This window comes from Burkholderia sp. BCC0322, assembly GCF_902833045.1.
In the GTDB taxonomy this organism is placed as follows: domain Bacteria; phylum Pseudomonadota; class Gammaproteobacteria; order Burkholderiales; family Burkholderiaceae; genus Burkholderia.
The window spans coordinates 21,885-44,478 of record NZ_CADFDU010000008.1; the positions used below are offsets into that span (position 1 = coordinate 21,885).

19 protein-coding genes and 2 pseudogenes are annotated in these 22,594 nt (G+C 69.1%); 4 read left to right on the forward strand and 17 right to left on the reverse strand.

What is annotated here, in order from left to right:
• Positions 1 to 59: 59 nt before the first annotated feature.
• Positions 60 to 1,193, reverse strand: a complete 1,134-nt coding sequence (locus tag HWX39_RS22130; RefSeq protein ID WP_175969986.1) for an AAA family ATPase — start codon at positions 1,191 to 1,193, stop codon at positions 60 to 62.
• 40 nt (positions 1,194 to 1,233) lie between these two features.
• On the reverse strand, positions 1,234 to 2,103 hold the full coding sequence (locus tag HWX39_RS22135; protein WP_175969987.1) for an RNA ligase family protein: 870 nt from the start codon (positions 2,101 to 2,103) through the stop codon (positions 1,234 to 1,236).
• 733 nt (positions 2,104 to 2,836) lie between these two features.
• Here HWX39_RS22135 and HWX39_RS22140 point away from each other — a divergent pair.
• Together HWX39_RS22140 and prfH are read left to right on the forward strand one after the other, a co-directional pair.
• Entirely contained in the window at positions 2,837 to 3,985 is a 1,149-nt protein-coding gene (locus tag HWX39_RS22140; protein ID WP_175969988.1) for an RNA ligase RtcB family protein, read from the forward strand.
• A complete protein-coding gene (gene prfH / locus HWX39_RS22145) occupies positions 3,985 to 4,593 on the forward strand; it encodes a peptide chain release factor H (RefSeq protein WP_347879592.1) in 609 nt (202 codons plus the stop codon). The genes HWX39_RS22140 and prfH overlap by 1 nt, the downstream gene beginning before the upstream one ends.
• 86 nt (positions 4,594 to 4,679) lie before the next feature.
• Here the strand turns inward: prfH and HWX39_RS22150 are convergent, their stop codons facing one another.
• From HWX39_RS22150 to HWX39_RS22220, 15 genes and pseudogenes are all read right to left on the reverse strand, one after another.
• Positions 4,680 to 5,507, reverse strand: coding sequence for an alpha/beta hydrolase (locus HWX39_RS22150; RefSeq protein ID WP_175969990.1), 828 nt, complete (start codon positions 5,505 to 5,507; stop codon positions 4,680 to 4,682).
• A 243-nt stretch (positions 5,508 to 5,750) separates the two neighbouring features.
• Positions 5,751 to 5,912: pseudogene (locus tag HWX39_RS22155) on the reverse strand (VOC family protein); the annotation flags it as partial.
• Positions 5,913 to 6,262: 350 nt separating this feature from the next.
• Positions 6,263 to 6,475, reverse strand: a complete 213-nt coding sequence (locus HWX39_RS22160; RefSeq protein WP_006497261.1) for a hypothetical protein — start codon at positions 6,473 to 6,475, stop codon at positions 6,263 to 6,265.
• Positions 6,468 to 7,193 (reverse strand): annotated as a pseudogene (locus tag HWX39_RS22165) (ABC transporter substrate-binding protein); the annotation flags it as partial. The gene HWX39_RS22160 and the pseudogene HWX39_RS22165, both read right to left, overlap by 8 nt.
• A gap of 42 nt (positions 7,194 to 7,235) precedes the next feature.
• Complete coding sequence (locus HWX39_RS22170) at positions 7,236 to 7,673, reverse strand: hypothetical protein (RefSeq protein WP_175969991.1); 438 nt, start codon at positions 7,671 to 7,673, stop codon at positions 7,236 to 7,238.
• A 139-nt stretch (positions 7,674 to 7,812) separates the two neighbouring features.
• Positions 7,813 to 8,745, reverse strand: coding sequence for an ABC transporter permease (locus HWX39_RS22175; RefSeq protein WP_175969992.1), 933 nt, complete (start codon positions 8,743 to 8,745; stop codon positions 7,813 to 7,815).
• The gene (locus HWX39_RS22180) at positions 8,745 to 9,614 is read right to left on the reverse strand and encodes a sugar ABC transporter permease (protein WP_175969993.1); all 870 of its coding nucleotides are present in this window, start codon (positions 9,612 to 9,614) and stop codon (positions 8,745 to 8,747) included. The genes HWX39_RS22175 and HWX39_RS22180 overlap by 1 nt, the downstream gene beginning before the upstream one ends.
• Positions 9,615 to 9,640: 26 nt before the next feature.
• A complete protein-coding gene (locus HWX39_RS22185; RefSeq protein WP_175969994.1) occupies positions 9,641 to 10,720 on the reverse strand; it encodes an ABC transporter ATP-binding protein in 1,080 nt (359 codons plus the stop codon).
• A 49-nt stretch (positions 10,721 to 10,769) separates the two neighbouring features.
• The gene (locus HWX39_RS22190; RefSeq protein WP_175969995.1) at positions 10,770 to 11,936 is read right to left on the reverse strand and encodes an extracellular solute-binding protein; all 1,167 of its coding nucleotides are present in this window, start codon (positions 11,934 to 11,936) and stop codon (positions 10,770 to 10,772) included.
• 316 nt (positions 11,937 to 12,252) lie between these two features.
• Entirely contained in the window at positions 12,253 to 12,828 is a 576-nt protein-coding gene (locus tag HWX39_RS22195; protein ID WP_175969996.1) for an alpha/beta fold hydrolase, read from the reverse strand.
• A gap of 16 nt (positions 12,829 to 12,844) precedes the next feature.
• Entirely contained in the window at positions 12,845 to 14,173 is a 1,329-nt protein-coding gene (locus HWX39_RS22200; protein WP_175969997.1) for an MFS transporter, read from the reverse strand.
• Between the two features lie 170 nt (positions 14,174 to 14,343).
• Entirely contained in the window at positions 14,344 to 15,399 is a 1,056-nt protein-coding gene (locus tag HWX39_RS22205; RefSeq protein WP_175969998.1) for a 3-keto-5-aminohexanoate cleavage protein, read from the reverse strand.
• A 118-nt stretch (positions 15,400 to 15,517) separates the two neighbouring features.
• Positions 15,518 to 16,366, reverse strand: a complete 849-nt coding sequence (locus HWX39_RS22210; protein ID WP_175969999.1) for a TauD/TfdA family dioxygenase — start codon at positions 16,364 to 16,366, stop codon at positions 15,518 to 15,520.
• A gap of 10 nt (positions 16,367 to 16,376) precedes the next feature.
• Complete coding sequence (locus HWX39_RS22215) at positions 16,377 to 17,357, reverse strand: quinone oxidoreductase (RefSeq protein ID WP_175970000.1); 981 nt, start codon at positions 17,355 to 17,357, stop codon at positions 16,377 to 16,379.
• Between the two features lie 18 nt (positions 17,358 to 17,375).
• Positions 17,376 to 18,308 carry a universal stress protein gene (locus HWX39_RS22220; protein ID WP_175970001.1) on the reverse strand — a complete coding sequence of 311 codons (933 nt, stop codon included), beginning with the start codon at positions 18,306 to 18,308 and terminating at the stop codon, positions 17,376 to 17,378.
• A gap of 241 nt (positions 18,309 to 18,549) precedes the next feature.
• Here HWX39_RS22220 and HWX39_RS22225 point away from each other — a divergent pair, with 241 nt between their 5' ends.
• Positions 18,550 to 21,243 (forward strand): LuxR C-terminal-related transcriptional regulator, encoded by a 2,694-nt coding sequence (locus HWX39_RS22225; RefSeq protein WP_175970002.1) that lies wholly within the window; start codon positions 18,550 to 18,552, stop codon positions 21,241 to 21,243.
• A 222-nt stretch (positions 21,244 to 21,465) separates the two neighbouring features.
• Complete coding sequence (locus tag HWX39_RS22230) at positions 21,466 to 22,590, forward strand: porin (protein ID WP_175970003.1); 1,125 nt, start codon at positions 21,466 to 21,468, stop codon at positions 22,588 to 22,590.
• Positions 22,591 to 22,594: the final 4 nt, after the last annotated feature.

The following is a 22,594-nucleotide window of genomic DNA, read 5'->3' on the forward strand; positions in this document are numbered from 1 at the left end:
GCGAGCCGGTATGCCGAGGTGATGTGCGGCGTACCGGCTCATGTTGTGACGTTGTCGCGTCAGACTTCGTACCGCACCGCGTGCGCTTCGGTCGGCAGCGGCAGATCCCAGCGCAGCAGCATCGCTTCGAGCGCGCGGTTCGTCAGCGACGTGTCGCGCCGCGCGTTGCGACGCAACAGCGCCGCGCGCGGCTGTTCGAGGTAGACGAGCGTGATGTCGGCGCCGTACGCAAACAGCAGGTCGAGCGTCTTCTTGCGCATCAGCGGCGACAGGTTCGTCGCATTCCACACGAACGGTTTCTGCACGCGCAACAGCGCCTTCGCGGCATCGACCGCATGGTGCGCGACGGCACCCTCGTTCTGCCCGTGACGCAGCCCCAATGCATCGCGCGCATCGTCGAATGACACGACCGGCAGATCCGGATGATGCCGCGCAACCCACGTGTTCTTGCCCGACGCAGGCAGACCCGACATCACGACGACCTGCGAGCCCGGCGGACGGAACAGCGGATAGTCGGGATGCACGTCCGCGCCACGGAAGTAGCTGAGCGCGGTGTGCGCATCGGCGAACGCGCGCGGCTGGCCGTAACAGCCGTCTTCCCTCGCCAGTTCACGCAACAGTTCGATGTTGTCGAGCACGCGCTGCGTATCGGCGCAGATGCGCCCGCGAATATCGGCTTCGGCGAGCAGGCACAGCAGCGGCAGGCTGACCTGCCACGACAGCTCGCGCGCGATGAATTCGGGCGTGCCGCGGCGCGATCCGCTCATCGCGAAGAACGGCACCTGGTGCACGGCGATCATCCGGCAGATCGCCTCGCGCACCGTGAACGGCACGCCGGCATCCCACAGGGCGATCCGCGCATCGATCGCGCCCTTGCGCGAGTGGCCGGGATGGCCGATTGCACCGGTGACGGGATCGATGACCGTCGTGCCGTGCTTCGCGATGTCGTGCAGCAGCGCGGCCAGGAACACGATCTCCTGGTCCGTGCGCGACGCGGCCTGGTACTCGGGCAGCGCGAGCAGCGCATCGATCACCATCATCGTATGCGTCCACACGTCGCCTTCGCCGTGGTGCGCGGGCTCCTGCGGTGTCGTTTTCGCCTGTTCGAGCGCGGGAAATGCCGCGAGACACGCACGATAGTCCGGCTGCCGGCCGGATACAGGCACGAGTGCCTGAAGTTGTTCGTACTTCATGCTCAAGACTCCTTCGAAACGGCGCACGGCCGCTCCGCATTCATTTGCCCGGATGCGCGGCGAGGCGCGATGGCCACGTGACCGTCGGGCGCGGTGCATACAGGTCGACGCCCGGCGCGAGCAGGTTCGGGATGAACGGCTGCTCCGAATGATGGCGTGCCGACTCGAGAATGGCCTGCACGAAATCGTGGCGCACCCACTTCAGGCGCGCGGTCGTCGTGCCGTCCGTTTCGACCTTCACATAAAGCCCTTCGGAGCGCTCCGACTTGTCGCACTGCTGCCATGCACGTGCGAGGTCGAGCCCTTGCCGCCGCACCGTTTCCTCGAACGCGCGACGCCAGTCCGGCGTCTTCGCGAGCGACGGGCCGAGCAGCGCCTTCAGGTCGGCGAGCCGCGCCGGCGCGATGCCCTCGTACAGCACGGGCACCGACAGCACGGGCCCGTCGGCGAGCAGCGCGCGACGCGCGGGCGTCGACAGGAAACGGCCCGTTGCGCGGTCGAACACGTCGAACTCGAAAAAGTGATGCGGCAGCGCGTCGTAGAACACCGCGTGCTTCTTGCTCATCGTCTCGCCGTACATCACGTAGCGATCGCCAAGGCGGTCGAGCAGCCAGCCGGCATGGGCGGCGGCCCAGGTCTTCACGAACCCGAACTGCCGCTCGCGGCCGCCGCCGGCCAGATAGTGGCCGCGCGACTGCAGCAGCAGTTCGCCCGCCGGGCTGAAGCTGATGCCCGTGTTTGCGCCGTCGAGCTTTTCCTCGACGACGAGATGCGCGCCCGCGAGGGTGCGATAAGGAATGTGGTCGTGACCTTCGTCGTCGTCCTGCAGGCGCGAGCCTTCGAGGTGCGGCGTGCGTGGGTAGCGGGCGAGGTCGAACGATTGCGCGTATGCGCGGAAATCCAGCGTCATGGTCTTTCTCCGGAAACAACGGAAGAAGCCGACGACGTGAACGAACGATGGGATGTGCGTTGCGGTGTCAGTGCGTGTCCGGGCGCGGCCCTGCGATTACTGTTCCGCGCCGCGAGGCAGACGGAAACGGGCAGGACGACATGCGGCCGGGACGGCAGTCGTCGGCGTATCAGGCGAAGGGACGAATGTTTGCGGGCACTTGGATCACCGATTCGATGAAGGTTCAGGGATGAAGCAGGCGGATGCTACGAAACGGCTTTTGCGCTGTCAAGCGTGGTCGGGCACCTCCGTGGCGGCTGTCTGCGTAGGTCGAATGCCTGCCGTGGCGCGCGTTGCGCGTCATCGACGGTGAAATGATCTGGATTCCTATGTGTGTGTTTTTCGCCACATCGAAGGATGATTCGGTGGGCTACGCTGCACCGCCCGCTTGCTGCGCCCGTCGCGTGCATGCTAGAGTCGCCGCCATTCCGATCAACCCCTCACTCGCAAGGAGAAGAAAATCATGACGTCACGCCAGCACTCCTCCCGTCGCGGGTCGTAGTTCGGGTTTTTCGCGTCCGTTCGTTTCATCGTTCACGCCAAGCAGCACCGCATATCGCCGTCACGGCGATGAGCCGGGTCGTTCCGATCCGGTCGTGCCGCCCTCTTCCCGACTTCCGATGCCGGGCAGCGCCTGCGTGCGCTGCCTGCGCCATGGCCCGCCGTTCTACTTTTTCATCGAACGGAAACCTCCATGGGCACTTCCATGCAATACCTGGGCGAGCGCATCACGTTGTGCGCTTGCGCCACCACCTGGATCGAAGGTGAGGCCATCCGGCAGCTTGAACACGCTGCCACCCTCCCCGGCATGCGGCGCGTCGCCGGCATGCCCGATCTTCACCCCGGACGCGGCTACCCGGTCGGCGCCGCGTTCTTTTCGACGGGCCGGCTCTATCCGGCGCTGATCGGCGGCGATATCGGCTGCGGGATGGCGCTGTGGCAGACCGCGCTCGATGCGCGGCGCGTCAGTGCGTCGAAGCTCGCGAGCCGGCTCGGCTCGATCGACGCCACACCCGATGCGAGCTGGCAGCCGCTCATTGCGGCCGCCGGGTTCGCGGATCATGCGTACGCGGCGTCGCTCGGCACGATCGGCAGCGGCAATCATTTCGCGGAGGCGCAGCGAATCGACGCGGTGTACGACACCGATGCCGTCGAGGCGCTCGGTCTCGATCCCGATCGCCTGCTGCTGCTCGTGCATAGCGGGTCGCGCGGCTTCGGCCAGTCGATTCTCGAGCAACACATGCGCGAGCACGGCTACAACGGCCTCGACGACGCGGATGCCGCATGCACCGCGTACCTCGCGCGTCACGATGCGGCGTTGCGCTACGCGATCGCGAATCGCGACCTGATCGCGCGGCGCATGCTGGCGCGCTGGCGCACCGATGGCCGGTGCGTGCTCGACGTGAACCACAACCTGGTGAGCCGTGCGACCGTCGACGGCGAGCCGGGCTGGCTGCATCGCAAGGGTGCGACGCCGGCCGACGCAGGGCCGGTCGTCATTCCCGGGTCGCGCGGCGACTACAGCTACCTCGTCGTGCCGGTGCGGCCCGACGATGCAGCCAGCCTTGCGTCGCTGGCGCACGGTGCGGGCCGCAAGTGGGCGCGCGGCGATTGCAAGGGGCGCCTCGAACGGCGCTTCACGCCGTCGCAGCTCACGCGCACGCAGCTCGGCAGCCACGTGATTTGCGAAGACCGCGAACTGCTGTACGAGGAAGCACCGCAGGCCTACAAGCCGATCGACAGCGTCGTCGACGCGCTCGAGGCGGCCGGCCTGCTGCGCAAGCTGGCGCGGCTCGCGCCGGTGCTGACCTACAAGACGTCCGGGGAGGCTGGCCGATGCTGATGCAGATTTCTTCGGCGCACGGCCCGCTCGAGTGCCAGCTTGCCGCGGCCAATGCGTTGCGGCGCCTGCAGGCGGAGGCCGATGCGCTGCGCGTCGTCGTTACGGTGCTCGATGCGCAGCCGGGCGAACGGCCCGGCACGCTGCGCTCGGCGCTGCTCGATCTCGACGGCGCCGGCGCGCAGGCGCTTGCGGATCGCTGGACAGGCACGCTGCAATGGATTTGCGCGAGCCCGTACCGGTTGCGCCATCCGCGCAAGAACTGGTTCATCGGCGTCACGCGCTGTGCCGACGCGCAGCCGCTGCCGGATGGCGACGTGCGGTTCGAAGCGATGCGCGCACGCGGGCCGGGCGGCCAGCACGTGAACAAGACGAGCTCCGCGATTCGTGCGACCCATGTCGCGACCGGCCTGTCGGTGCGCGTGGAAAGCGAGCGCAGCCAGCACGCGAACAAGCGCCTGGCGCTGCAGTTGCTGCAGGTGCGGCTGCAACAGGAAGCCGACCGTCACGCGTCCGATGCGCGCCGGCAGCGGCGGATGCAGCACTTTGCGCTGGAGCGCGGCAACCCCGTGCGCGTGTTTCACGGGGCGGCGTTCGTGCCGGCCGACTGAGCCCGAGCGCCTGGCCGCCGGTGGTTGTTGCGCCGGCGGCCGGACGCCGATCATCCGTCCGTCCGCGTGAGCGCGGTACGGCGCGCCTAGCGCGGCGCGATCGACAACAATGCGGCGAGCATCGCACCGTCCGGCTTCGCGAGATCGTCGAGCACGTCGAAGTGCTGCATGCCGGGGAGCCCTACGTGGACGATCCGCTCGCCGGCTGCTTCGCATGCCGTCGCGTAGTCGCGTGCTTGCCGCACGAGTTCGGGCAATTCGGCCTCGCCGACCGCGACGACCGTCGGCGCGCCGGGGCCGACATGGCGCAACGGGCTGTACGCCTCGACCTCGTGCGCGGTGAGTTGCAGCTTGTCGTTCAGGCAGCACAGCGAGATCGGTTCGAGATCGACGAGCGGGCTGATCGCGAGCGCCGAGACGACGCCCGGATGCGCGCGGTGCACGGCCGTCAGGTGGCCGCCGGCTGAATGGCCGCTCAGGTGGATCGGCCGCTTCGCGGTGCCGAGGCCGTCGGGGTCGTTCGCGAGGTAGTCGAGCAACGCACCGATCTCGCCGACGATGCCGGTCATCGTCGCGACCGGCGCGAGCGTGTATTCGGCGAGTATCACGTCGAAACCGCACGCGAGCGGCCCGCTTGCCGCGTAGGCGAAATCCTCTTTCGCGCAGTGCTGCCAGTAGCCGCCGTGAATGAACACGAACAGCGGCGCATCGGGCCGACCGCACGACAGCCAGTCGAAACGCTGCGCGGGTTGCGCGCCGTAACGCAGGTCGCGCCGCACGGACGCGGCGTCGTAGAGCGCCGCGCTGCGCGCCTGCATCGACGCGAGCAACGCGGGGAAATCGGGAACGGCCCGCGTGTTCAGATAAGCGGCGTCGAGCGCCGTGCGGTCCATGCCGCGATAGAGGATCGTCATCGGGAATTACCTGGGTCGGGTTGCGGAAGCGCGGACGCTAGGTCCGGTGCGAAGGCGGCTTCTCAGTCGCCGATGCACGCATTATCCGCAGCGCGGCACGGGGCGGCTATCCGGAATCGGCGAGCGCGGAAACCGTCTGTCCGTTTTCGGCGGGAGATCGGCGCGGCATGCTGCCGCACCGTGATCAGGTTCGCATGCGCGAGTGTGAAGGCCCGATACAGCCGGCGGTGCGCCGGGCGCTCGGATCAATTCCGAGCTCTCGGTCAGGTTCCGGTCGGGATCGCGCACGTAGAGCGACCGGATCGTCCGCGTCGCACCCGTGCGTTCGACCGGCCCTGCGACGACCGGTCATTCGACGCGTTTCAGGTGCGCGATCACGTCGTCGAGCGGCACCGACGCGATGAAGCGATGCAGGCGCTCGCCGATCAGCTCGCGGACAACGTCGCCGCATGTGTTGTGATGCGCGTGACTCATGGCGCGACGGTAGGAGATTTGAACCGCGCAAACAGAACGGCCCCGCTCGATGGCTCGAAGCGGGGCCGGCTGAATTCGGGGGCTGCTTACGCCAGCGACTCGGCACGTAACGGGTTCGTGCATCCGGCCTATCTTGCGGCCGGTTTCTGAATTCCTGATGGGTGCTACTTTAGGGAATCCGGATCGCCAACGCTGTAGGGCCAGTCTGAAACTGAATGGGACGACTGCTGAAAGCGTCCGTTTCGACAGCAGCGCACCGCTATCCGCTATCGGCGCGAATCTCAGTACGCCGACATCTCGACGCAAGGATCGACCTTGGACGGCGAGCAGATGACCGAATACTTGGCACTCTCGCGCATCAGCGCTTCGCCTTCGTGCAGCGCGATCTTGATCTCGGGGTGACGCTCGTACGCGAGGAATGCCGAGCACACCACCGCGGACATCACGACGAGGGAAAACACAAATTTTTCAAGGGTTTGGAAACGTTCAGGCATGGTTCGACCTTTCTTCTAGGCCACGATTATAGCCCAGGATAAGGGTTTTCCCTATATCTCCGGTCGTATGCCGGGGATCGCCGTGATCGCCCCCCTTTTCGTTGTCGTTTCGCCCATCGGTTCGCGCCTGGGGCACCGGGCGGGGCGCGTGAGCGTCGCCGCGTCGTTCAAGCGGAATCGCCGGGAGCGGCCGCTTCGACGGACCGGCCCGCTCGAGGTCGATCGGCATGATCTTCGCGTCGATGCAGCTCTCGATGTGCGCCACGTCCGCGTGTTCTCCCGGAAAGCGCTGCTCGATGAGCCGGGCCCAGTCGCGGATCACTTCCCGGTCGTACCGGGGAAGCGGCACGGCCTGCGAGATCGGCGGGCCGTCCCCTTCGTCGCCGACCCGGCGCGGCAGGTCGGCGGTGCCGACGAACGATACCGATGCGAGCCGGGCCTTCAGGCCTTCGCGACGTGCCGCGCGGATGAACGCGGCAATCGGCGTATAGGAGCCGGCCATGACGACGACGTCCGGCTGGCTGTCCAGCAGCAACGCGAGGCCCGTGTCGACCGCCGTGGTCCCGCGGCGGAACGTGCGTGCCGTGACGACGTCGAGGCCATGGCGCTGCAGCGCCAGCCGCGTGCCCGCCAGCACCGCGAGCCCGAAGCCGTCGTCCGGATAGCACACCGCGAAACGTTTCGCGCCGTCGTGCTCGATGAAATGGCCGACCCGCGCGCGGGGCTCGTCTTCATGGCTGCGGCGAAAGACGCGGCTGCGTCACTGCGGCGCCGACGCGCCGCTCGCCGCATTGCCGGGCCACGCCTTGCCGATCTCGTCGACCAGTGACTTCGCGGTGCCCGTCACGATCGCCGCGTCGACGCCGGAGGTCTGCCACGAGCCGTCGGCGGCCTTCACGAAGGTCAGGTTCGCGCGCGAGGGCTTGTAGTCGGCGTTGCGCCACGTGACCACGACATCGCACGAGTACGTGCGCTCGCCGAGCTTCTTGCAGTCGCCGTCGGGCTTCGCCGACACGACATCGGCCGAGACCGGCAGCGGCTGGCCGAACAGCGCATTCAGGCCGCCGTGGTTTTCCGCTTCGAGCGCGCGGCGCACGGCGGCGTCGACGTCGCTCGACCCGGGGCCGTCGTGGAGCAGGTTGCAGGCGGCCAGCAGCGTCGATGCTCCGGCGAGTGTCAGCAGCGTGTAGAACTTCATGGATAGCCGTTATAGGGTGAACGCCGCGTAGTCTGCAACGTCCGCGTGTCGTGCGCGGTATCCATTTGTAACCAATTGCACGGATGCGCAAGCGGCGCCGCGTGCCCGTGTGTCGCCGTGGGGCTGAACGGGCCCTCGCCTATTGCCGCTCCTGCTTCACGCGGCTCACGAGCTGCGTCGGGCTCACGAACTGCAGTGCGATCACGACCCAGACGAGCGTGATGGCCATGTAGATCATCGCCATCGCGTCGATCGACTGCGGCGCACGCACGCCGGTCGAGAACACCGCGTAATACAGCGCGACGACGAGCGTCTGCGTGCTCGGCCCTGCGGTGAAGAAGGTCAGCTCGAACATGCCGATCGTGCGCACCAGCACGAGCAGCCCCGCCGCGAGCATGCCGGGCACCAGCAGCGGCAGCAGCACGTGGCGGAAATAGCGCCACGTGTTCGCACCGAAGATGCGCGCGGCGGCTTCCAGATTCGGATCGATCTGCTCGATGAACGGCGTCATCACGAGGATCACGAACGGCAGCGCCGGCACGAGGTTCGCGAGGATCACGCCGGGCAGCGTGCCCGCGAGCCCGACCTTGTACATCACGGTGGCCATCGGGATCCCGTACGTGACGGGCGGCACCATCAGCGGCAGCAGGAACACCAGCAGCGCAAGGCGCTTGCCGCGAAACTGCACGCGCGCGAGCGCGTACGCGGCCGGCACGCCGAGCGCGATCGACAGCAGCACGACCGCGCCGACGACCTCGACGGTCACCCACAGCACGCTCGCGAGCTGGAAGTCCTCCCAGGCCTTCGCGTACCAGTGCAGCGTGAAGCCCTGCGGCAGCGGCGTGCCGAACCAGCGCGTCGCGACCGAATTCACCGCGACGGTCGCGATCAGCAGCATCACGTTCAGCAGGAAGAACGCCATCAGCCCCCACACGAGCGCCTTCCATGCGCGGCCGGCGAGATGGCTTGCCATCTTCTGCGGTTTCCTCGCGTCGACGGGGCGCTCGCCGCGCGCATCGGGCGCGTCGTGCTTCGGCGGCCACGTGCGGGCGGCATGTTGGTCGGTCGCCATCAGCCCTTGCCTCCCGTCACCGCGCCCGTATAGAAGAAGCGGCGCGCGCCGAGCATCGATGCGACCACCAGCAGTTGCACGAAGCCCATCACGATCGCGATCGCCGACGCGAGCGAGTAGTCATAGCTTTCGAACGCGGCTTCCGCCGCCGCGATCGAGATCACGCGCGTCGGCCCGGCCGGCGCGCCGAGCAGCACGGCCGACGGAAACACCGAGAACGCCTGCACGAACGACAGGCACGCGGCCATCGTCAACCCCGGCACGAGCAGCGGCAGGTAGATCCGGCGGAACTGCTGCCACGGGTTTGCGCCGAGCGTCGCGGCCGCGCGCGCGAGTGTCGGGTCGATGCCGCTGATGTACGACAGCATCAGCAGGAACGCGAACGGGAAGCCCGACACGATCAGCGACAGCAGCACGCCCCAATAGTTGTGCGTGAGCCGTACTTCATCGGTGTACAGGTGCAGCGCCTGCAACGCCTGCGGGAACCAGCCGTTCGGCCCGAAATACGTGAGCATCCCGTCGGCGACGAGCACCGTGCCGAGCGTGACGGGAATCACGAGCAGCGTCGTGACGAACTTCTGGTACGGCGAATGGCGGCGCAGTGCGAACGCGACGGGTACCGCGACGCCGACGTTGATCAGCGTCGCCGGCACCGCGAGCTTCAGCGTGACGAGCACGGTCGGCCACATCGCGGTGTCGGTGAAGAACTGCACGTAGTTCGCGAGCGCGCCGCCGCCGTTCATCGGCTGGAACGACAGCACGAGGCCATACGCGAACGGATAGATGAACAGCGCGACGATGAACGCGAGCGCGGGCGTGACGAGCCAGGCTTTCGCGTCGCGCGGCGCGCCGGCCGGGAGCGTGCTCATGCGGCCTCCCGGTGTAACCGCGCCGCTCATGTCGGCGCTCCCGGGTAGACGAGCGCGCGTGACGGCGCAACGCGCAGCCGCAGCGGCTCGCCTTCCGTGAATTCGCCGGCGACGCGCGCCCAGATCGCGCCGAACGGCGTGATTGCGCGGATCAGCGAATCGCGGCCGCCGTACTCGACGGTTTCGACGGTCGCGTCGAACGTGTTGTCACCGCCTGCGTCCGCGCGCTCGATGTCGTCGGGGCGCAGCGCGACAAGCACATCCTTTGCGTCGAACCCGGCCATCGGCACGCCCGTGAGTCGCACCCCGCCCGCGGCGACATTCACGTAATCGCCGGCCATCCCTTCGAGCGTGAACGGCAGCACGTTGCGATAGCCCATGAAACGCGCGACATGCAGGTTGTGCGGGCGTGTGTAGACGTCCTTCGGCGTCGCGACCTGCTGCACGACGCCCTCCTTCATCACGACGATGCGGTCGGCCATCGACAGCGCCTCGTCCTGGTCGTGCGTCACGTAGATCGTCGCGCGTTCGAGCTGCGTGTGAATGCGGCGGATCTCGGCGCGCATTTCGATACGCAGCTTCGTGTCGAGGTTCGACAGCGGCTCGTCCATCAGCACGAGCGGCGGCTCGATGACGATCGCGCGTGCGATCGCGACGCGCTGCTGCTGCCCGCCCGACAGTTGCCCCGGCAGCTTGCCCTCGTGGCCGACGAGCTGCACGAGTTCGAGCGCCTGCTGCGCGCGCCGCCGCGTTTCCTGCTTCGGCACGCCGCGCATCTTGAGGCCGAAGCCGACGTTGTCGAGCACCGACATGTGCGGAAACAGCGCGTAGTTCTGGAACACCATCCCGAAGCCGCGGCGCTCGGGCGGCAGCACGTCGATGCGCGTGTCGTCGAGCCAGATGCCGCCGCGCGTGAGCGGCTGCAGCCCCGCGATGCAGTTGAGCGCGGTCGACTTGCCGCAGCCCGACGGGCCGAGCAGCGCGATGAATTCGCCGCGCCGGATCTCGAGATCGAGCCCGTCCAGCGCGGCGACCTGCGCGCCTTGCGTATTGGTGAAGCTGCGGCACACGTCATCGAGCCGCAGCCGTTCGAAACTGTGCTTCATTGCGCGAACTCCGTCGACGCGGGCGCCGTGGCGCCCGCCGGTCCATGCGTTACTTCGACTTCTGCGAACCGATCTCGCGATCCCACTTCTGGAACGCGGCGACCATCGCCTGCGCGTTGAGCGGCTGCACGTGCGGGCGATCGGCGAGCAGCTTCGCGTACTCGGGGCGGCCGAACTTGCGGATCACCTCCTGGCTGTGCGCGGGCGCCATCTCGAGCGTCACGCCCTTCACCGCCGGGCCCGGGTAGAAGTAGCCGTCGTCGTAGGTCATCGCCTGTTGCGCCGGTTCGAGCAGGAAGTTCATCAGCTTGAACAGCACGTCGAGCTTTTCCTTCGGCACGCCCTTCGGGATCACCATGTAGTGCGCGTCGTTGACCCACGTCATGTTGTCGAATGCCTGGACCCTGAACTCGGCCGGCACGATGCCGAGTGCGCGCGGGTTGAGGTCCCAGCCGGTGACGGTCACGGTCATGTCGCGGGTGCCCTCGCCGAGCTCCTTCATCACGGCCGACGTGCCGCCCGGGTAGTACGGCACGCAGTCGTTCAACGTCTTGAGGAACGCCCAGGTCTTGTCCCAGCCGTTGATCGGATCCTGCGGATTCTTGTCGCCGAGCACGTACGGCAGCCCCATCAGGAACGTGCGGCCGGGGCCCGAGTTTGCCGGGCGCGCGTAGATCAGCTTGTTCGGGTGCGCCTTGCACCATGCGAGCAGCTGGTCGGGCGTCTTCGGCGGATTGCCGACCTTTGCCGGGTTGTATTCGAGCAGCGGGCCGGCCGGCATGTAGGTGACTTCGAGGCCGTAGCCCTGCGCGAGATCCTGCATCTTGCGCGGGCCGGGCGCGTATTTGTCGAGCACGCCGGGGAACGCGGCAGCGTCGTCGGGCAGCAGCTTCAGCCACAGGTTCTGTTCGATGCCGGCGGCCAGCGCGTCGGTGCCCGTCAGGACGAGGTCGATGTCGGAGCGCCCCGCCGCCTGCATCGCCTTGATCTTGCCCGGCAACTGCGGCGCGGGCGCGTTCGTGAACGTGACGTTCGACACGAGGGTCGGGTTCTTGTCGCGGAAGGCTTCGATGGCCTTCTGCGTGAGTTGCAGGTTGCCCGCGACATCGACGATGTTCAGCGACACGGGGGCGGCAACGGCTGCCGCGGCCGACAGCGTGAAACCCAGGGCGAGTGCGATCCGGCGGACACGGCGAGCGATCGGGGTGGCGTTCATGTCTCCTCACTTCGGTCGGTGGATGGGACCTTTCTTTTCAGGAAATCATGACGGCGTTATACGATGTCGGTCAACAAAAAACCACGACGCGCGGGGCGGGACTTTCCCTGACAAAAACCTTCCGTTGGTTGACGATTTGTGTGCCAACCGCAGCGAGCGGGCCGTCCGGCGCTGATTGCGACGCGTGTTAAGACGTCGTATCTCGACGGACCGCGAGGCGGAATGGGTTCAGGGCCGCATCGCGGCCAGACGGCGACGGGACGCGCGCCGGGTATCCGATTGGGCCGGCGCGTCGAAGGCAGGAATATCCGGTCGGTCAGGCCGCACCGAGTGCGGCCACTTCACGGATCAACCGTTCGGCATCCTGCCACTCGCCATATCCCGACGCAGGGTTCAGATGCCCGACCTCGCCAAGATCGACGAGTGTGCTGCCCCACCCTGCCGCCAGCGCCTCGATGCGTTCGAAGCGCGCGAGCGGATCGTTGCGGCTCGCCGCGACGATGCTCGGGAACGGCAGCCGCTCGGTCGGTACCGGCGTCCAGCCGTTCGCGTCGATCGCATCGGGCGTGGGATAACCGGGGGGCATCGGCGTATCGAGATCGGCCGGCGCCGCGAGCAGCGCGCCGTGGATCTTGCGCGTGGCCTGCCGCGCCCAGTGCACCGTAATCATCACGCCGGCGCTGTGCGCGACGAGGATCACGGGGCCGTCGATCCCGGCCAGCGCCGCATCGAGCGCCGCGACGCGCGCGGCACGGCTCAGCTTGTCGGCTTCGAGCGGTGCGACCGAGCGCGCGTTCGGCAGGCGCCGTTCGAGATGCGTCTGCCAGTGGTTTTCGACGTGGTCCCGCAAGCCGGGCACGATCAGGATGGTGGGTACGGTCGTCAGGGTCATGCAGTCTCCGAAGCGTTCAGGAAAGGGAGGACGCGCGCCGTTCGCGTTCGACGCGCGCGAGATCGGCCACATAGCTCGCGCGTCCGATCGCGAACAGCACGGCGGCCATGAGCGGCACGACGGGAATCCATTGCAGCGCGCCGACGAGCCCCGCGCGATCGGCGGCCCACCCCGTCAGCAGCGGGCCCGGCGCCATGCCGAGCAGGTTGTTGGCAAGCGTGAGCGTGGCGAATGCCGATGCGTGGATCGCAGCCGGCGTCAGGTTCGCGACCATCGCGCCCGATGCACCGGACGCGCCCGCGCCGACCAGCATGCCCACGCAGATCAGCGCGAGTTGCAACGGGCCGGGCGGCAGCCGGAACGCAATCGCGAGGCACGCGCCCGTCAGCACGCAATACGCGATCGCGGTCAGCCACTTGCGCTTGCCGTCGGTCTTGCCGACGCGGTCGGTGACGATCCCGCAGCCGACCATCCCGACGCCCGCGAGCAGCACGAAGCCGGCCGCGAGGACGGCCGCACGGTCGGGCGCCATCGCGTAGTAGCGGTTCAGGTAGCTCGGCAGCCACGCGAACAGCGCGCCGGGCACGAACAGGTGCAGCCCGCTGCCGAGATACGCGCAGATCACCGAGCGCGATGCGAACAGGCCCGACATCAGCGCGCGCACGCTGCCGCGCAGGTCGCGCGGCGCGCCGGCGTCGCGCCGGCACGGTGCGATGCGATATGCGGCGAGCCGCCGTTCGGTCACGACGCAGCGATACGCGGCGAGCAGCACGATGCCGAGCGCGGCCATCACGCCGAACGACCAGCGCCAGCCGAGATGCGCGCCGACCAGCCCGCCGAGCGCCATCCCGAACACGGAACCGAACGCGCCGCCCGCCATGAACGCGCCGGTCAGCGTCGCGCGCAGCCGTGCCGGAAAGATGCTGAGGATCAGCGCGACGCCGACGCTGCCGTACGCGGCTTCGCCAAGCCCGACGAGGCCGCGCGCGACCAGCATTTCCGCATAGTTGGTCGACAGTGCGCAGCCGAGCGTCGCGACGCTCCACAACGCGGCCATCAGCACGATGCTGCGCACGCGCCCGAAGCGGTCGGCGAGCACCGACAGCGGAAACGTCAGCAGCCCGACCAGCAGCGCAACGACGCCGGACAGCGAACCGAGCTGCGTGTCCGACAGCGCCCACGCGTGCTTGAGCAGCGGGAACACGGCGTTGAGCACCTGCCGCGACATGTAGTCCGACAGCAGCAGGCCGACGGTCAGCCCGAACACGAGCCATGCATACGCGGGCGCGCGCCGGCCGGCGGCGGCGACGTCCTGCATCGACGGCTCGACATGATGGATCAGCATGCGTGTCTCCTCCGGCACCGGAGCGGTCGTGCTCCGGCGCGGCTTGCGCGGCCCCGCTCCGTTGACCGGAGTCGTCCCCACGCCACGCGCGGGGATGGGCGCCACGCCACAACGATCGGCGGGCGGCGGCCAGTACGGCCGCCTGCCCGGATGCGCGAATGTGCGGTGCCTCAGGCGGCCCGCAGCGGCACGTTCACCTGGCCCGGCCGGCGGTTCGGCGCCATCCCGAGGTGCGCGAGCGTCTCGTCGATGCCGTCGTACTGCACGCCGATCCGGTAGATCGCCTTCGCCTCCTTGCCGGTCGCGATGTCGCGGCCGAGTTCGCGCGCGATCCGTGCGCACTGCTCGACCTGCTGCACCGACGTCATCCGGTTGCCCTTCTGGTCGATGATCGTGTCCTCGATCCCGCAGCGCGGATGCAGGCCCAGCGCCATCGCGATCGTGTTGATCGGCAGCACGTTCTTCATCAGCGATTCGAGCGTGATGCACGCGCCGTCCGGGCAGCGCCGCACGAATTCCATGAAGTTGTACGGATTCGGCCCGTCGAAGCCGCCGCCGATGCCGACCCACGTGACGTTCAGCGGGCCGCGATAGACGCCGCGCCGGACGATCCGTTCGAGCGTTTCCAGCGCGTGCATGCCGGTGAGCTGGAAATGCGGCTGGATGCCGGCCGCCTGCAGGCGGCGCAGGTGCTCGTCGACCCAGCCGGGGCCGGCCGGCACGGTCATCTCGCGGTACGCGTCCCACAGCGCGGCTTCGTTCAGCGACGTGCCGGCGATGTCCTTGCGGTTCATCAGCTCGGTGATGTTCATCTGCACGGTGTTGATCGCGACCGTCACCTGGTCGGGCTTCGGCGTCAGCTCGGCAAGCATGTGGCGCGTGTCGTCGGACAGCCATTTCGCATCGGCGCCCTCGCCTTCCGGCGCGAACGAGATCGAGCCGCCGACCTGCAGGATCATGTCGGGCACCGCCTCGCGCAGCCGGCCGAGCAACTCGTTGAACTTCGACAGCCGCTTGCTGCCGCGGCCGTCGAGCTCGCGTACGTGCAGGTGCAGCACCGTCGCGCCCGCGTTGTAGCAGTCGACGGCCTTCTGCACGTGCTCGTCCATCGTCACCGGAATGTCTTCCGGAAAGTCGGCCGGCATCCATTCGGGGCCGTACGGCGCGACCGTGATGACCACCTTGTCCTGGTTTTCCGGGTGCAGCGAATCGTCGAGAAATTGCATGTCGTCCTCCAGTGGAAATCGTTGTATTTCGGGCGCACGGGCGTGCGTATCCCGCCGCGCCGGGCGGCCGGCCCGGCGCGGCGTTCGGGGTTGCGGATCGGTTACGGCGCGAACGCGCTCAGAACGGCACGTCGCCGACGATGCCCGCGCGCTCCATCTTGCGCACGCAAGCCGGGTAGTCCATCACCGCGTAGTGCTGGGTGCTGCGGTTGTCCCAGATCGCGACGCTGTGCTTCTTCCAGCGCCAGCGCACCTGGTACTCGGGGATAGCGGCCTGGCTGATCAGGTACTGCAGCAACTGGCCGGCGCCGGGATTCGCGTCCTGCCCGACCCGCACGCGCGCCGGCGTGTGGAAGTTCGTGAAATGCGTGGTGAACGCATTCACGTACAGCACCTTCTCGCCGGTTTCCGGGTGCGTGCGCACGACCGGATGCTCGGCGTCGGGGTACTGCGCCTTCAGCGCGAGGCGCTTGTCGATCGGCATCGCGGCGCCGAAGCTCGCCTCGATACTGTGCCGCGCGCGCAAGTCGTCGATCTGCTGCTTCACGTACGCCGGCAGGCGCTCGTACGCGAGCACCATGTTCGCCCACATCGTGTCGCCGCCGACCGGCGGACCGTCGATGCAGCGCAGCACGCAGCCGAACGGCGGCGCCACGCGCCAGCTCGCATCGCTGTGCCACGCATTCTCGTAGCGGTCGTTCGGCTGGTCGGGCGACTTGTAGATCCGCACGAGCCCCGGGTGTTCGGGATCGCTGCCGGCAACCGGATGATCCTCGAGCTCGCCGAAGCGCCGCGCGAACGCGACGTGCTCGGCGCGCGTGATGTCCTGGTCGCGCAGGAACAGCACGCGATGCCGGAGCAGTTGCACGCGGATCTCGGCGAACAGGCCGTCGTCGTGCACGGCGTCGGCGAGGCTTACATCCAGCAGTTCCGCGCCGATCGCGCAGGTCAGGGGTTCGACTCGCATGCGCGTCTCCTCAGACGATGAACACCGACGAACCGGTCGTCTTGCGCGATTCGAGATCGCGGTGCGCCTGCGCGGCGTCCTGCAGCGCGTAGCGCTGGTTGATCTCGATCCGGATCCGGCCGGCCGCGACGTGCGCGAACAATTCGCCGGCCAGGTCGTGCTTCTCGGCCGGATCGGCGATGTAGTCGGCCAGCGCCGGGCGCGTCAGGTACAGCGAGCCCTTCATCGCGAGGCGCTGCGGATCGAACGGCGGGATCGGGCCCGACGCGGTGCCGACGCACACCATCAGCCCGCGCCGCTTCAGCGAATCGAGCGAGCCTTCGAAGGTGTCCTTGCCGACGCTGTCGAACACGACGTCGACGCCCGCGCCGTCCGTCAGTTCACGCACGCGCTTCGCGACGTCCTCGCGGCTGTAGTCGATCGTATGGTCGCAACCGTGCGCGCGGGCGATTTCGGCCTTGTGTTCGCTCGATACCGTGCCGATCACCATGAGCCCGAGCAGCTTCGCCCATTGCGACACGATCAGCCCGACGCCGCCGGCGGCCGCGTGCAGCAGGATCGCGTCGCCCGGCGCAAACGCGTGGATGCGGCGCAGCAGGTAGGCGGACGTCAGGCCGCGCATCGTCATCGCGGAAGCCGTTTCGCACGAAATGCCCGCGGGCAGCCGCACGAGCGGCGCGGCGGGGATCAGCCGCTCGGTGCTGTATGCGCCGAGCGTGTTCAGGAAGCCCGTGTAGGTCACGCGGTCGCCGGCGGCGACATTCGTCACGCCGGGGCCAACCGCTTCGACCACGCCCGCCGCCTCGACGCCGAGGCCGGCAGGCAGCGGCACCGGATACAGGCCGCTGCGGAAATACGTGTCGGCGAAATTCAGTCCGACCGCGTCGTGCCGCAGGCGTACCTGGCCGGGGCCCGGGTCGCCGACCTCGACTGCCTCCCAGCGCAGGACCTCGGGGCCGCCGGTTTCGTGGAATCGCACTGCATGTGCCATGTCGTTCTCCGTAGGGTGTCAGTCCGATGCGCGCCGCGCATCGTCGGGTTCGTTCGGTTCGTTCGCGCGTGGCGGCGTCGCGGCTGCGCCGTCCGCCAGCGATGCATCCAGTCCGGCCCAGTCCGCGTCGCCGAGATAGCGCCGCGCGGCCGGGAAAATCACGCCTTCCATCCGCCCCATCTGCTCGAACGCGCCGTGCGCATAGCGGGCGAGCGCCGCGTCGAAGGCGGCCGACGGCAGCCCGTCCGACGCGATCCGCATGAGCGCATCAAGCGCCGGTGCGTCGCGCTGGCGCTGGCGGTCGAGTTCATCCAGTTCGGCCGCGACGCACTCCGCGCGCACGCGCAATGCCGCGCAGAGGCGCGCTTCGGCGGCCGTGCCGGCGCGGGCGCGCTGCAGTGCGGCGAGCGATGTCAGCGCGTCCTGCGTGTCGGCCACTTGCCGCGACGGCGCGCCCACGTGTGCCTTTGCGCCGGACGCCGTCAGCGCCCGCAGCAACCCGCCGACCGCGCGATGCGCGTCGAAACAACGCGCCATCACGCGCGCCTCGGCAGGCGATCGCCGCGACGTGCACACGAGCACCGGCACGCCGCTCGTCGCGAGCAGGCGCTGCCGTTGCGCGCGGGCCGCCGCGTCGGCATCGTGCGGCAGCGCCGCGACGCCGATCAGGTCGCAGCCGAGTTCGGCTGCAAGCGTGCCGGGCGCCGCATCGCCGGCCCCCGGATGGCCGGCCCCCGCGATCGCATGGGACACCCCCTGCGCCCGCGCGGCGGCTTCCACTTTCGCACCGTGCTCCGGCAGCCGCGCTCCGGATAAACGCGAGTCCGGCGCGGCGCCGGGTAGCAGGAACGTGACCCGGGCGCCGACCGCGCGCGCCAGTTCGAGCGCATGGCCGATCGCGTCGATGCCGCCGGGCGTGCCGTCGACCGTCACGAGCAGATGGCGATACATCGCGCTGCTCCGCTTATCCGGCGAGCGGCGCGCTGCGCCGCGTGCCGGTCGATACGATGTTCATGGCCCCCTCCTCGTTGCGTTCGTGATGCATCGGAACCCATGTTATCGATGCGGCGCCGGGGCGGCCCCACTCGTCGCGGGGGGGATTGACGCGCGAACGCGGTTCGGCCGATCCTTCCCGCACGCCCACCCCGGACGCTGGCCCGCACGGCACCGCCGGATTCCGACTGCTGCCCCGATGGCCCACCCACCCGATCGCGCCGACGCGCCCCCCACCGAACTGGTCCTGAAGACGACCGCGCCGCGTGTACCGGCGCAGTTGCTGGCCCGCGCGCGGCTGAGCCTCGCCGCGCCCGCTTTCGACGGCCGGCCGGTCGCGCTCGTGCAGGCGCCGGCCGGCTACGGCAAGACGTCGCTGCTCGCGCAATGGCGCCGCGAAACCCTTGCGCTCGGCCGCGCGGTCGTGTGGCTGTCGGCCGACGAGCGCGACGATGCGGCGCGGTTGCTGCAGGGGCTCGTGCAAGCGGTGCGGACCGGCTGCGCGCGGCCCGGCTTCGGGCGCCTGATCCCGGTCGGCGCGGCGCGCGCGCTGGAAGGCGTGACCGCGTGGCTGGCCGAGGTCGCGCAACTGTCGATCGATGCGCTGCTGATCGTCGACGATGCGGAGCGGCTGCCGCCAGCCGGCCTCGATGCGCTGACGTATGTGCTGCACAACGCGCCGCAAAACCTGCATGTCGTCGTTGCCGCGCGGCGCGGGCTCGATCACGTGGCCGGCGACCTGCTCGCCGGCGGGCAATGCACGCTCGCGGGCCCCGACTGGCTGCGTTTCACGCTCGACGAGACGATTGCGCTGGTCGGTGCGCGCTTTGCGCAGCGAGTCGACGCCGATGCGTGCGCCCGGCTGTTCGAACGCGTCGACGGCTGGCCGCTCGGCCTGCAGCTCGCGATGGCCGCGATGGCGCGCTCGGCCGATCCGCGCCAGGCGGTAGATGCGCTCGCCGCCCGCGTGGACGGCACGCGCGACCGGCTCGTCGAACTGCTGCTCACGAACCTGTCGGCGGACGATACGGCTTTCCTGACCCGCACGAGCGTCGCCGATCGCCTGCATCCGTCGCTGTGCGCCGCGCTGCTCGACGATGCGGACGCGCCCGACCGTCTCGCGCGGCTTGCACGCGACACGCCGCTGTTCATTGCGTCGGACGATTCGGACTGGTGCCGGCTGCATCCGCTCGTGCGCGACACGCTGCGCGACCGCCTGGCCGCGGGCCCGGAACCCGAGCGCAGCACGCTGCATGCGCGCGCGGCCGCCTGGCTCGACTCACACGGGATGACCGAGGAAGCCGCCCGCCACGCGTATGCGGCCGGCCAGTTCGAGGTGGCGTACGCGCTTGCGCAGCGCTGTCTCGAGGATGCGATCAAGCAGGGCCGCATCAACGACGTGCTCGACTGGCTCGCGCTGCTGCCTGACGCGGAACTCGACAAGCGCCCGACGCTGCGCGTCGCGGTGGCGTGGGCGCTGGCGCTTGGCGAGCGCCATGTCGAGGCGCAGCGCCAGATCGCGGGCATCCTCGCGGATCCCGGCACGCCCGCGGCGATGCGCTACGAATGCGCGCTGATCCTCAGCGCGGCCGCGTATTACGCCGACGAAATCGACCGCTTCGTCGAGCTGTTCGAACCGTGGGCCGACTTCGCGCCGCCGGCGGCGACATGGCTCGCGCAAATGCACGCGAACCGGCTGTCGGCGCGCGCGATCATCGTCGGCGAACCGGCGCAGGCGCGCCGCTTCCAGCACGCGGCACCGCGCGGCGAGACGGCGGCCGGGTTCGGCTATGTCGCACGCTGGGGCGAGCTGATCACGGGCCTGAGCTACCTGTGCGAGGGTCAGGTCCGGCTGGCCGACGACGCGCTGTCGCCGGCGCTGGCGCGCGCGGAAGCCGATCTCGGGCGCCGCCATCCGCTGACCTGCATGCTCGCGGCGATGTGCGCGGCGCTCGCGTACGAGGCCGACCGCGTCGACCAGGCCGCCGCGCTGCTCGCGAACCGGCTCGACGTGCTTGAACATGCGGGCACGCCCGACACCGTGCTGCTCGGCTATCGCACCGCCGCGCGCATCGCGCTGCTGCACGGGGTCGAGCACCGCGCGATCGACCTGCTCGAAGCGCTCGACGCGATGGGCGTCGCGCGCCGCCTGCCGCGCCTGTCGGTCGCGAGCCTCGCCGAACAGGTGCGCATTCATGCGGCGCGCTATCGCGAGGCAACCTGCCACGCGCTCGTCGAGCGGATCGACGCGATCGCGGCGGCCGAGTTTCCGTCGCACGGGCCGCTGTGGCGGCGCCCCGTCGTGCTGCTGCAGGCAATCGCACACGCGGGCGCGGCGCTGGCCGCACGCCGCTGGGACGACGCGCGCGCGGCGCTCGACGAAGCAGCGGTGCTGGCCCGCGAAATGAGCATGGGCCAGGCGCGCATCGAGATCATGGCGCTCAGCGCGTTCGCGCTCGAACAGTCGGGCGGCGGCGGCCGCGCGCTGCTCGACGAGGCGATGAACCTCGCGGACCTGTTCGGGCTGACGCGCACGCTCGCCGACGCGCATCCGGCCATCGCCGACTGGGCGCGCCGCGCCGGCGACGAAGCGGCTCCCGGCGCCGGCCCCGCGCGGCACGCGCTGCCGCAGCCGCGCATCGTGCCGCCGGCCCCGCGCGCCGCGGCCAGCCCGCGCGCGGTGCCGAGCGTCGTGCTGACACCGAAGGAGCGCGCGATCCTCGAACTGCTCGCGCGCAACCTGTCGAACAAGGAGATCGCGGTGGCGCTCGCCGTCGGCGAGGAAACCGTGAAGTGGCACCTGAAGAACCTGTTCGGCAAGCTCGACGCCAGCTCGCGCAAGCATGCGGTACGCCGCGCGCTGGTGCTCGGCCTGCTCGAAAGCGCGCCGTAACGCCGCTTCCGCCAACCGGGCGTCTGGCCGCGCCCGCCTTCCTCCGATTCTCCGCAACCCTGCCCCCCGCGCATGGGGGGGAGCGGCCGCCCGCCGTTGCGTACTCTTTCCGCACGGCTCGCACGGGCGATGCAGGCCACGCCTTCCCGCCCGCCTCGATGCTTCCCCGCTTCACCCGGACGGGCTCGATCCCGTCCGGTCCAATACGATCCTGGAGACTTCATGAAGACGAAACTGGCCGCGCTCGCGGCGCTTGCCGGCTGTTCGGCGCTCGCGCACGCGCAATCCTCCGTCACGCTCTACGGCGTGATCGACTCGGGCCTGCTGTACCAGAGCACGTCGGCGGCATCGTTCAGCCCGAGCGCGCCGAATACCGGCAAGGTGTTCCGCATGAAGGACGGCGGCATCTACTCGAGCTTCTGGGGCATCAAGGGCAGCGAGGACATCGGCGGCGGCTACAAGGTCAACTTCAAGCTGCAGGGCTCGTTCGACAGCGGCACCGGCAAGCTGCAGCTGAGCGACACGCCGGGCGCCGTCGCGATCTTCAACCAGGTTGCGTCGCTCGGCGTGTCGGGCCCGTTCGGCACGTTCACGGCCGGCCGCCAGATCGTGCCGATGATTTACGCGATGGCCGACACCGACGTGCGCAACGCGCAATTCTTCGGCAGCGTGCTGACCGCGTGGCTCGGCCTGAACACGGCGGCCGGCTGGCCGGGAACCAGCACCAACGGCGCGATCGGCGCGCTGTACGACAGCAATGCGTTCGTGTACCAGTCGCCGACCTTCGCGGGCGCGTCGATCGCGCTCGAATATGCGCCGGGCGGCGTGGCCGGCCAGTTCCAGGGCGGTACGCGCGAATCGGTCGTGCTCAGGTATGCGAACGACGGGCTGAACGCATCGGCCGTCTACTACAACGGGCACGACACGAACCCGGCGCCGGGCGTCATGCCGACCGGCGTCGACAACAACCGCTTCATCTACTTTGGTGCGAAATACACGATCCACGATTTCTCGGTGTCGGCGTCGTATGGCAACGGCCGGAATCCGTCGCATGCGGACAAGGTGAACCTCGACATGCTGTCGGCCGGCATCGGTTATCGCTTCACGCCTTTCCTGCAGGTGAGCTCGGCCGTGTATTACCTGAAGGATCGCAACGTCCCGGCGAACAAGTCGACGGCGGTCGTGCTCGCGGCCGACTACAGCCTGTCGAAGCGGACGACGGTCTATGCGCAGGTCGGCCGCGTGAACAACCGCGGCACGATGGACCAGATGCTCGTGTACGGGCAGCCGGTCGCGCCGGGCGTCGGCACGACGGCCGCGATGATCGGGCTGCGGCACAACTTCTGACGGT

What these genes read in the sequence shown, in the direction of transcription:
- HWX39_RS22130 (WP_175969986.1), bottom strand. Translation starts at nt 1,193, where the DNA reads ATGAAGTACGAACAACTTCAGGCACTCGTGCCTGTATCCGGCCGGCAG.
- HWX39_RS22135 (WP_175969987.1), bottom strand. Translation starts at nt 2,103, where the DNA reads ATGACGCTGGATTTCCGCGCATACGCGCAATCGTTCGACCTCGCCCGC.
- HWX39_RS22140 (WP_175969988.1), top strand. Translation starts at nt 2,837, where the DNA reads ATGGGCACTTCCATGCAATACCTGGGCGAGCGCATCACGTTGTGCGCT.
- prfH (WP_347879592.1), top strand. Translation starts at nt 3,985, where the DNA reads ATGCAGATTTCTTCGGCGCACGGCCCGCTCGAGTGCCAGCTTGCCGCG.
- HWX39_RS22150 (WP_175969990.1), bottom strand. Translation starts at nt 5,507, where the DNA reads ATGACGATCCTCTATCGCGGCATGGACCGCACGGCGCTCGACGCCGCT.
- HWX39_RS22160 (WP_006497261.1), bottom strand. Translation starts at nt 6,475, where the DNA reads ATGCCTGAACGTTTCCAAACCCTTGAAAAATTTGTGTTTTCCCTCGTC.
- HWX39_RS22170 (WP_175969991.1), bottom strand. Translation starts at nt 7,673, where the DNA reads ATGAAGTTCTACACGCTGCTGACACTCGCCGGAGCATCGACGCTGCTG.
- HWX39_RS22175 (WP_175969992.1), bottom strand. Translation starts at nt 8,745, where the DNA reads ATGGCGACCGACCAACATGCCGCCCGCACGTGGCCGCCGAAGCACGAC.
- HWX39_RS22180 (WP_175969993.1), bottom strand. Translation starts at nt 9,614, where the DNA reads ATGAGCACGCTCCCGGCCGGCGCGCCGCGCGACGCGAAAGCCTGGCTC.
- HWX39_RS22185 (WP_175969994.1), bottom strand. Translation starts at nt 10,720, where the DNA reads ATGAAGCACAGTTTCGAACGGCTGCGGCTCGATGACGTGTGCCGCAGC.
- HWX39_RS22190 (WP_175969995.1), bottom strand. Translation starts at nt 11,936, where the DNA reads ATGAACGCCACCCCGATCGCTCGCCGTGTCCGCCGGATCGCACTCGCC.
- HWX39_RS22195 (WP_175969996.1), bottom strand. Translation starts at nt 12,828, where the DNA reads ATGACCCTGACGACCGTACCCACCATCCTGATCGTGCCCGGCTTGCGG.
- HWX39_RS22200 (WP_175969997.1), bottom strand. Translation starts at nt 14,173, where the DNA reads ATGCTGATCCATCATGTCGAGCCGTCGATGCAGGACGTCGCCGCCGCC.
- HWX39_RS22205 (WP_175969998.1), bottom strand. Translation starts at nt 15,399, where the DNA reads ATGCAATTTCTCGACGATTCGCTGCACCCGGAAAACCAGGACAAGGTG.
- HWX39_RS22210 (WP_175969999.1), bottom strand. Translation starts at nt 16,366, where the DNA reads ATGCGAGTCGAACCCCTGACCTGCGCGATCGGCGCGGAACTGCTGGAT.
- HWX39_RS22215 (WP_175970000.1), bottom strand. Translation starts at nt 17,357, where the DNA reads ATGGCACATGCAGTGCGATTCCACGAAACCGGCGGCCCCGAGGTCCTG.
- HWX39_RS22220 (WP_175970001.1), bottom strand. Translation starts at nt 18,308, where the DNA reads ATGTATCGCCATCTGCTCGTGACGGTCGACGGCACGCCCGGCGGCATC.
- HWX39_RS22225 (WP_175970002.1), top strand. Translation starts at nt 18,550, where the DNA reads ATGGCCCACCCACCCGATCGCGCCGACGCGCCCCCCACCGAACTGGTC.
- HWX39_RS22230 (WP_175970003.1), top strand. Translation starts at nt 21,466, where the DNA reads ATGAAGACGAAACTGGCCGCGCTCGCGGCGCTTGCCGGCTGTTCGGCG.